Source organism: Candidatus Woesearchaeota archaeon, from assembly GCA_027858315.1.
Taxonomy (GTDB): Archaea; Nanobdellota; Nanobdellia; order Woesearchaeales; family UBA583; genus UBA583.
This window is the reverse complement of the sequence record JAQICV010000062.1, coordinates 1-9,921: the sequence shown is the minus strand read 5'-3', so window position 1 is coordinate 9,921 and position 9,921 is coordinate 1. Positions and strand designations below refer to the sequence as shown.

At 23.2% G+C, this 9,921-nt stretch carries 4 protein-coding genes; all 4 read right to left on the bottom strand.

Annotated elements, in window-relative coordinates:
• Nucleotides 1-1,180: 1,180 nt before the first annotated feature.
• The 4 genes from PF569_05605 to PF569_05590 all read right to left on the bottom strand — a co-directional run bounded on the left by PF569_05605 (nucleotide 1,181) and on the right by PF569_05590 (nucleotide 9,347).
• Nucleotides 1,181-1,411: a hypothetical protein gene (locus PF569_05605; protein MDA3855712.1), complete on the bottom strand. Its 231-nt coding sequence runs from the start codon at nucleotides 1,409-1,411 to the stop codon at nucleotides 1,181-1,183.
• A gap of 4,984 nt (nucleotides 1,412-6,395) precedes the next feature.
• Nucleotides 6,396-6,665, bottom strand: coding sequence for a hypothetical protein (locus PF569_05600; GenBank protein MDA3855711.1), 270 nt, complete (start codon nucleotides 6,663-6,665; stop codon nucleotides 6,396-6,398).
• A gap of 264 nt (nucleotides 6,666-6,929) precedes the next feature.
• Nucleotides 6,930-7,067: a hypothetical protein gene (locus PF569_05595; GenBank protein ID MDA3855710.1), complete on the bottom strand. Its 138-nt coding sequence runs from the start codon at nucleotides 7,065-7,067 to the stop codon at nucleotides 6,930-6,932.
• Between the two features lie 1,986 nt (nucleotides 7,068-9,053).
• Nucleotides 9,054-9,347, bottom strand: a complete 294-nt coding sequence (locus PF569_05590; protein MDA3855709.1) for a hypothetical protein — start codon at nucleotides 9,345-9,347, stop codon at nucleotides 9,054-9,056.
• Between the last annotated feature and the right edge of the window lie 574 nt (nucleotides 9,348-9,921).

Here is a 9,921-nt window from a genome sequence, read left to right as displayed (position 1 = left end):
TTGTTTGGTATATATAAATAACTACAAGAAACATAATTTTGAACATTGTTATCTGTATTAAATTCATATATAGGTGCTTCTCATTTTTGAAACTCTATTTTATCTTTTTTAAATAATATTCTAAGTATATCATTTCTTTTTCATATATACTTCAATACTGCTGTTATATCATAGTGTCAAAGGATTTTTTCTATTTCTCATTTTTTCAAAACACTATCAAAAGACATTCATTCCAATAAAACACTTACTCTATAATCTCAGAAATCTGTTTGATTAATAATTTTACATAGTCTTCATTGATTTTCTATATAACATCATTCACTCAAACTCTTATCCATATAAGGTTCTATTAATTCAATAATAGCTTTTCTTATCTCTTCCATTTTTTCTTTTAGTTATTTATTATTTAATTAAACTCCCCTTGTGTTTATTTATTTATGTTAGAATGATTTTTAATATAGTCATCTAAATCTTCCCAATATATAAACATTCTTCAATAATGGTTTGTTACCCATAATCAATCTCATTTTGTAGATGGATTTACTTTTGTAAAATATTTCTTAGCTTTTTCAAATTCTTCTTTATATGCTATTTTAATTTCTTTTATTTTATTTCTACTTACTAAATTCTTATAATTTATATATTCATAATGTATTTTAATTTCTTCTTCAGAATATCATTTCTCTTTAAATATTTTTTTATAATCTCTTCTTTGCTCCATCTTTAGTTAGGTTTTAGTATGTGGTTATTTAGTTACTATAGATATTCTTCCTCAGTATTCATATTTTAACTTTCAATTATTCCTCCAAAATTTAATTCATCAGTAAATATCTTCAAAATCCCAGTTTAACATAAAATATTTAGTATCTTGTACATCTAAAAACATAGAACCACAATCGTATTTATCTATAATTTTAACTTCATCTCATATCTTACCTATATAATAAGCTAGTTTATATCAATCTGATTTTTCAGATGTAGGAACTATATAAATAGAATCATATTCTAAATTATTATAATCTCCCCATCTATCTAATTTTTCTATATCTTTCTTTTTAATTACATTTTTCATAATCGTTTTATTAAATATTAAATTGTTTACCTAATATAGCTAATTATATTTAGTGTAATACTTATCTATAATACCTTGAAATATATAAGCTGACATCTCTCTAGTTTTTCAGTGAGTAGATAGCCAAGCACTATTTTCAGTCATAATAGCATCTATACATTCTTTAGGTACTTTTTGCTCTTTTAACATATCATCTTTCCATTTGTTAGTATAATCTACCTTAGTAACCTCATAATCATCTCTGTACCTTTCTTGATTTAGGAAAGTAGAAACTTGTAATGGTGGTTTTAATGTAAATGATTCTAAATGTCTTTTGTATTGGTCTAATTTATCAAGCATATCTTTATGAGGAAACTTTTTAATAGCCTCGTGATATTTCTTAATAAGTGTTTTTGTGTAACTTCATTTAGTATTAATAGTTCTATATAAGGTTATAAACTCTAGCCACTCAGGACTTTCTTTGTCTATTGTAATATTTCTAGTTTGTTTAATAGCTCTCTGAAAATACATTACTCATTCATGTATTGTTGTTAAACTCCATCATTCCTTTCATAGTTTAGGTAATGCAGAATTGTTTAAGCGGATTAGTTTATATTCATACATTTTTTTCTTTTTCAAATAGATAAATTTGTCTTATTCTTGATACTGATAAAGAGTATATTTTTGCGATATCTTCAAATTTACTTCATTCTTCTCTCATTATATATATCTCGTTTCTTTTATTAGCTTGTTGTTGTTTTCATAATTTAATTCATTTTTTATATTCATTATCTAATTGTTTTAATCTTTCTTTGAAAAAATCAATTTTATGTTGTATATTATTCTTAGCTACTATATATAATTCTTTTTTCATAATCTTAAATTTAATAAATAAAAAAAGGTAAAGACATCTACGACAATGTTTTTACCCTCAGTTCAAATAATAAATACTTGTTGTCGTAGTTACAAGGATTTATGTACATAGTATACTTATATTTTATATAATTGCAAGTTTATTTTTAAAATACTTGTTGTTGTATCTCTGTATATCTATCATCAGTATAACTAATAATAACATTATCATCATTTTCAATAACTATATGTTGTTTAATTCATTTATCATCTCTTATTGTAATTGTTCTGTTTGTTATCATTATTTTAAGTTATTAATTAAAATAAGCAGTTTTGTATCTTACTTAGGATTATGGAATTAAGTTTGAGGTATTACCTCTTGTAGTTTTGGCAATATAATATGGTGGAATAAAATTCCATAAAATAGTAGACTAATTCCTGCTACTACATAAGAAGCCAAAAACACAAAATTTATAACCTATTCATAGCGAATTTTGGCATTTTATGTCTTTTACTTGAAGTCCAAGAGTTTTATAGTCTTTGCTTTGACTAAAATAGGAAACTATATATTTGAGTGATTTTTTATATAATCTTCTAAATCTTCCCAATATACAAACATTCTTCAAAAATGGTTTGTTACCCATAATCAATCTCATATCAGAGACGGATTCACTTTTTTAAAATATTTCTTAGCTCTTTCAATTTCTTCTATATATTCTTCTTTTATTTTAGTTAATCTTTCTTTATTATTATCATTTTTCCTTTTAATATACTCATAATGATTATTTATTTCTTCTTCAGTATGTCATCTTTCTTTAAATATTTTTTTATAATCTCTTCTTTCTTTCATAAGTTAATTAGTTAATAAATAAACTAAAGTATATATTGCTTTTCAGTTCAGATTTTTATATCTTAAGTTCTGAAAATCTTTGTCTTAATGTTTTTGCATTTAATTTTACTTTAACTCAATCTTCAAAATGTATTTTCTCGTGGCAAATTAAACAAACTACAGCTAAATCTTTATTTCTTTATTTTCATACTCTTGCATAAGTATGATGATGTAGTCTTAGATTTTTGCTTTCAAATCATATTTTACAACATTCACACGAATAATTAGCTTTTATAAAAAAATATTTCCTTTTCGTATACCGTTCTTTACTTGTTATATATTTTCTATAATCTGTTTTAGGCTTTCTATTTCTTGGTTTTCTTACTTTCCTTTCTACTCTTGGTGTTTTAGCTTTTCAACTATAGTGCCTATGGAATGAAGTTAAAGAAGACCATTTAGAATTACTTATTTTAATACTACAGTTTTTCTTTTTCCTTTTAGCTGTATTTATAAATATTTTGTAATAATAATTAAATTCAGATTGATTCTTCCATGTTTCTTTTGGTAAAAACCAATCTAATATATTCATAGTTATTTATTATTAATTACAATTATTACAAGCTTGATTTTCTCAACAATTACATTTATTTCATATTTTAATATCATTATATAATTGTCCAAATACTCTAGCTATTGATTTTGATACATAAGCCTTTTTAGGATTAGGTCATACTCTTTGTATTAATATATATGCTTTATATGGTTCTTCTAATCAAGCCTCTCATAATCAAATATCATAAAATATTCCTTTACTTGCTATATATTCTAGTTTCTTTTGTAACGATACTCTTTCTTTTAATATCATATTATTTAGTTATAAGTTAAGATAATTCCATTATAAGACTATTTTAAATAAAAGTAAATAAAAAAGACTAAATTATTTTCTAGCCTTTATTTGTCTTAAATATTCTCTGAAAAAATATTCTTGATAATAACATTGTAATTCTTCCTCTATTTCTATTCATTTATATCATAATATATAATTAACTGAATGCAATAACTCATGAACTATAGTTGGTAAATCTTTTTTATCTTTAATAAATATATAAGAAATTCAATCTATATTATTTGATTGTCATAATAATCATTCTTTATTTTCAAATTCTATTCATATCTCATCACAGTATTTAGAATAAGTATAATTAATATAAATATATATAGTTCATTTTAAAGTATTATCTCTTAATTTAATTCTTTTCATAATATAGTATTTAATAAATATAGGCCAGCTTTGAAAAATAGTGAAGTTATCTCTCCCTACTACAAAACTTATATGAGTTGTATTGTTAGCTTAAAAGAGGGAGAAAATAAATTTTATTAGGCAGTGCTTTTTCATTTTTTGTTTGCATCTATAAGAATTTTAATAATAGCTCATTCTTATCCCTGCTTCTGTTTAGATTAATTATAATAGTTATTTGCTATATTTGAATACGAGAAGTTATTATATTCAAAACTATTATTGCTTTATACTGGCAGGTGTTCATTTTACTAAACCAGTGTTCTAGTTTTCAAGGACTTACCACTCAATAGAATACATCTTTTGGATAAGTTACCCCACAATCCTCTTAAAATTGCTTGCTGTGTATACATACGACATTATTTGTTCAGCTTAGTCTGTATGCTTTAATGTAATATAACAAAAAAGATATATTCTTCTCACAGATATATCTTAGTTGCAAATTACACCCTTTTCAGGAAAATTGCTTATAGTGAGAAGAATGTAATTTAAGTTAACATAGTTATTATATATTTTTATATCATTGTGTCAAATAAAAACTAAGACTTTTTTCAAAAAACTATTTTATTGAATTTAAAGCAAGAAAAAAACAGCGATTAAAGATAATACTAGCCTATCTAATTCCTGTTTAATGACTTATTAGTATATATCACAGACCTTACGGCTTGGGTATAATTTAACTGGTTTTTCAAATATATATGTTGTAAGTGAGTTTAGTATAGTTAGTTTTTATTTTAAAGCAAGAAAAAACACTCTATTTAAGAGTGCTTATAATAAATTAGCTTCTGCATTTCTTCTTTTAACCAAACCACCTAACTTAACTCAATTGGCTTTTACATATTGTTTAAAGTCTCCATATACATCATTTATATGTTTTTTGTTTTCAATTACAACAATTAGATATATTGCTTCAAAAAAATCAAAGTTCTCTAGTTATATCAGAAATAGAATACCATTTTTTTATTAATTTTAAATTTTTATCATACTGAAAAACTGTTTTAGAATTAATATTATTTTTTCAAAATTTTCATTTAGTTGGATGATTTTTATAACAACAATGATTTTTTGTTATTTTGTTTAATCAATTATTCCAAGAATGTTGTTGATTTTCACTAGCCGTGCACCATCATAAATTCTCTACTCTATTATCTATTTTTATTCAGTTTATATGATTTACTTGTGGTTTATTTTCAGGATTAGGAATAAATGTTTGTGCAACTAATCTATGTATTGTATAAGTATTAGTTATTCAATTTTTTGATATATTTATTTGAAGATATCATCAATTTTGTTTTTTATGCTTTAATATTCTATCCTGTATTTTATAACTAGCGTGTTGATTATATACAAGTCTTCATAAACTTTTTATTCTTCATAATGTGCTTGATTGATATTTTCATTCATATCATTTTATATCTTTAAATATTTCCATATTTGTTTAGTTATAACAAAAAAAACTATCAAGGGATATATGTTCGCTAAAACAACCTTTAATAGCTTTTTTCGTTTCATATATAATTAAGTTTTAGCTATATAATTATAGCTTTTTTATTATATAAATCAAATTTTTATAAAAATAAAAGTAATTTTTCAGCAGTCCTCCTTTTTTTTAATCATCATAATATGATTTTTTCTCTTATTCAGTATTTATTTACTTTATATATTCAATTATATTTATATATATTGTTTCATAATGCTGTATAAAATCAATTTTCTAATAACCGTAATTGGGCATTTGTTAAACTTCAAAGATTATAAACAAAACTAACAACTGCTTTTTGAATATTTAAGTCATAATCAAATAAATTATATTTTTCTCTTATGGCTTGTATTCTTATTCTAGCTCTATCTTTTGCTTGTTGTAAACTTATTACTTCTCATTTATAACTAGGCGTACCATATCCTATACTATATTGTCTTCAGTCATCATAAGCAGTTAAACTTAATCATTCAAAATCATCTATAAAATCTAATATTATCTCGTTTATTTCTTTAGCACTTACAATGTTTCTTTGCATTCTTAAATCAAAACTCTTTTCATTAAAAACTGGTTTTTCTCAATATAGATATTCAAGACTTATATTACTTCTATATGCCCAAGTTTCTATATGTACATGATGATTGGTGCTCATTCAACTAAGAGTAGTATATCAAAAAGTTTGTCAAGGATATATTAATGTTCAAACATCTCTAGTATTTTGAATATGTGCATAAACAAATCTTAAATCAGAATTTTTTAAAATAACATAATTTCATAATCTTTGGTCATATCAAACTTTTTCTATTAAATATACATTTCTATAAGTTGGTGCTTTTACTTCAAAACTAACTCATCTTATACAAGCTATATCATAAGCGTACATACTTCAACCACCCTTTTTAATATGTGAGTCTTCATTCTGAGTTATTCTACAGCTATTTAGGTTCATATCACTAAGAATTTGCTCGTAGGAAGCATTTGCTTCATCAGGACTATTATATATAGCTAAAGCATAAACTAAAGCTGTTATAAGTAATATAGTCATTATTCTATGAATAGTATTTTTAAACTTTCTAGCTTTTATTCTTGAAGCTCTATTATATTGGTTTTCTAGTTCTCCATTATTAAATTTTACTTCTATAGTTTCTGTTTTCATAATATTATATTAAAAATTAAATGTAAGATAATTGCTTATCTGAAATAAGTTTATCATATTAAATATTGTTCTGTCAAATAATTGACTACTTCTTATTAAAATATCTTCTAATTATGTAACTTCTAGCTAGACTTATAACTGTGAAGTATAGTCATATAGCTAAATTCTCACTAAATGTAACATCTATATTAAATATAGGGAATATTAGTAATTGTGAGAATAAAGCAGTTATATATCATATAGTTACATTAGTTAAGCTTTCTATTAGGCTTTGTTTTTTAGTTTGCATGGTTTAGCTTTTAAAGTTTCTTTTGCTTCCTCTTCTTTTAAAAATTTATATAATTCCTCAAAATTTTTAGGATACATAAGCATTAAATGTATTAAAGTGTCTTTTTTATTCATATTATAATCATTTAAATGCTTCTCATAAAAAGTGGGCATATTCTTTTTTATTAGTTCTAAAGATTATTTCTTCTCAGTTACTGACTATTATTACTTTGTCAGGATTATATTTTATTGGCATAAGTTTTAATTAAATTTTAAAGTTTAAAAATGTTTCTAGTTTTTCTCAGTTATATAAATGATTATATATATATTGTTTATTTCTTCATGATAAGAATACTAACTCTTCCATAGTATAAAAAGCTCTTTTATATTCATATTGCTTTAATACTCTACTTGTTTTTCTTATTTTAGTATGAAAAAACTGATTATGTTCTTTATCTAATTTTCTTCATAACTTATTAAGTATTTCAGATTGCCAGTTATTAATATATCTTATATCAGTAAAATCTAAATCATATTCTGTTAATGGTCTTTTCTCTCTTAAAATGGTTCAATCAATTTGGTATCAATCTTTTCAAAATCAAAAGAAATCTTTTATTACTATCATATTATTTAAAATTAGCTGTTACAGTTTCTACATAATTTCATGTAGTATTATTATGTAGAATTACTTTATTTCATTCTCTAGTCATAGCTTTAAGATTACTTTTTAATATATATTCTCATAACTGGGTAATATTATTAAAGGATTTATTTCATTTCATAGTCTTTTAGTTTAAGATATAATTTATCATATTTAGATTTAATATTATTATAAGTCTTAGCAATATATTGTTTACTTACTCATAAATCTTTTCATATTACAGGAAAAGTGTTTTTAATTTTTATTTGTGTTCTATTAAAAATTAATTGTTCTCTCTCTGTAAAATATTTATTTAAAATGTCTTGTTCTTTCATATAAAATAAGTTAAAAAATAAATAAGACACAAGTATTATAACTTATATCTTATTTTATTGCAAAACATATTGACTATTTTAGCTTGACAGAAAACTATATTTAATGTTTAATTAATATCTCCACTTTGTTCAAATTGTACATATCCGATAAGATAGTCACTTCAGTTATATTCTTCTTCCATAATTATTTTCTTTCTTTAATTAATTTAATTAATTCTTTTTCTCTACTTTCTACGAATTTTAAATAAGCATTATATTTAAAGTCTAGAGCTTCATCCCACACTTTACCTTTTGGAAGTTCTTTATTATTATCAATATAAACTTTTCAATAAGCAAAAGTTTCAGCTCAATCTTCCCAATGTAATGTTTTAGCATAATTACTAACTTTATCAGGAATAAACTTAAATAAATCTTCTATATATTTGTTTTGTTCATCACTAAATGCTAAATGTTGGAAAAAATGGAAACTTTCATGAATAATAACCTTTAGTAAATACTCTTGTCAATTAGTAAAAGTATTATCAGATATAAATATTTCATCTTTCTTAGATTTAGGAGCATATCATTTTATACTAGCATATCACATTAATCAAGCACTATCTGTTTTTTTAACTACTACTGGGATTCAATATATACTAGATGGATAAGTTAAATCTTTATATGTAATAAGTTTACCAAATTTACTCATAGTTTCTTCTTTAATAATATAAGGTTTTCAATTATCTTGAAAATGAGGCAAATCTATTCCCCATAAATCATATCCCCAATCAATTCAGTATTTATTTGCTATTCTAGCTATCAAGTCCCATTGTTCAATATTATTAGGATATAAACTATCTCATTTAAAGGCAATATCTATAGCTATTCAGTCTTGATGATTAGAATATTTTACCCAAGTTACTTTTGATTCTTTTAAATATGGTTCACTTCTTCATTGTGCATATAAGTAATCTTGTCTTTCTTTAGTTCTAATCCCCTCTGTAATAAATATAATATCTCAAACTTCTTTTAAAAAAAGCTCTACTTTTAGTTTAAAGTTTGGAGCAAGTTTATTTATGTCTCTATTAGTCATAATTATTTAGGTTAAACTTTTATAGTCATTCTTTATTTTAAAATAGTTGCTAAAATTGCTCAAATTAATATAGCTCATACAAGACCTATAAACCACCAAATACCTTTTTCTATTTTAGCCATTCTTTGTGAAGTATTATCTATTTTCATAGAGTTAGCTTGATGTTCGGCTTTAGTCGCAAAAGTTTTATCTAAACCATTGATAAGAGTTTTAATTTCTGAAAAACCCTCTTTTTGAGTAGTTTCTATTCTATCAATAGTTTTATTCATAGTTGAATGTTGTTGTTTAAAAACAGCTATATCTGTTAAAATTGAGTCTAGCATAATATAAAGTAAGTAATATTTAGGAGATTTATTATAGTTTATCATTTTTTAAGCCATTGTAAAGATTATTTTCAACTTTTATAATGTGAGTTTCAAAAATACTTTACCGCTAAATATCATAAATAAGGTTTCTTACTATTTTCTCAATAAAATACTAGATTTTCTTCTTGCATTCAGTGTAAAAATATTAAGTCCCAAAATTGTTTATTTGGTAAGAAATGATAATCATCAATCCATTCTCAATACTTTTCAAGTTCTTTAAATCTTAAACTAAGATTATTTCTATCTTCTATATATATAAATGTATCTCTTAAAGAATATCACTCATCATGAATACAACTTATTAAGAACTTTTCTTTTGGTATAATACATTGTACAAAACAAGGAGTTGAAGCTAGGTCTGTTATATCTCATTTATGAATAATCATATATTCATTTTGATGAAAGTAACTAATCCAGTATTTCATATCCCTTTTATATTTCCAATTACTAGCTCATATATATTTAAGTAGTAATTCTCTATTTTTTACACAGTCTGAGTATTTAAGCATAGTTCTTTCATATAGGAGATATTTTTATTCTTGCATATATTGAAATTAAAGGCATAAATTCTTTTTAA

Coding starts and splice junctions, on each gene's coding strand:
- PF569_05605 (MDA3855712.1), bottom strand. CDS start 1,411: ATGCTTGATAAATTAGACCAATACAAAAGACATTTAGAATCATTTACA.
- PF569_05600 (MDA3855711.1), bottom strand. CDS start 6,665: ATGAAAACAGAAACTATAGAAGTAAAATTTAATAATGGAGAACTAGAA.
- PF569_05595 (MDA3855710.1), bottom strand. CDS start 7,067: ATGAATAAAAAAGACACTTTAATACATTTAATGCTTATGTATCCTAAA.
- PF569_05590 (MDA3855709.1), bottom strand. CDS start 9,347: ATGATAAACTATAATAAATCTCCTAAATATTACTTACTTTATATTATG.